The organism is Pseudomonas sp. F220, assembly GCF_057813935.1.
Genome location: NZ_JBVASJ010000146.1, coordinates 1 through 427 on the forward strand (window position 1 = coordinate 1; position 427 = coordinate 427).

The 427-nt window shown below is 63.7% G+C and carries 1 protein-coding gene; it reads right to left on the reverse strand.

The annotated features are described in order from the left end of the window. Positions 1–427, reverse strand: a 427-nt coding sequence (locus tag ACZYSM_RS29390) for an Ig-like domain-containing protein (protein ID WP_489077202.1), incomplete at both ends; no start/stop codon positions are given.

Here is a 427-nt window from a genome sequence, read left to right on the forward strand (position 1 = left end):
CCGTACTGATCCTGCATCTGATAGCTGAGCGTCACGTGCTCGATGACGCCTTGCGCCAGGTGGTCGAAGTCGGCCCCCGGGTTGAACACCAGCTGGTTGCCGACCACGCTGGCCGTGCCCTGGCTTGCCGGCGCGCTGGCGCTGACCAAGGTGAACACATGGTTGTCATCGACATCGGTGTCATTGGCCAGCACATCGAGGGTCAGGGTCTGGTTCTCGGTACCGGCGGCCACATCAGCCACCGCCACCGGAGCGTCGTTGGTGCCGGTGATGGTTACATCCACCGTGGAACTCGAGAGTGCTCCGTGTTCGTCCTGCATCGTGTAGCTGAGCGTCACGTGCTCGACCGCGCCTTGCGCCAGATGATCGAAGTCGGCCCCCGGGTTGAATACCAGCTGGTTGCCGACCACGCTGGCCGTGCCCTTGT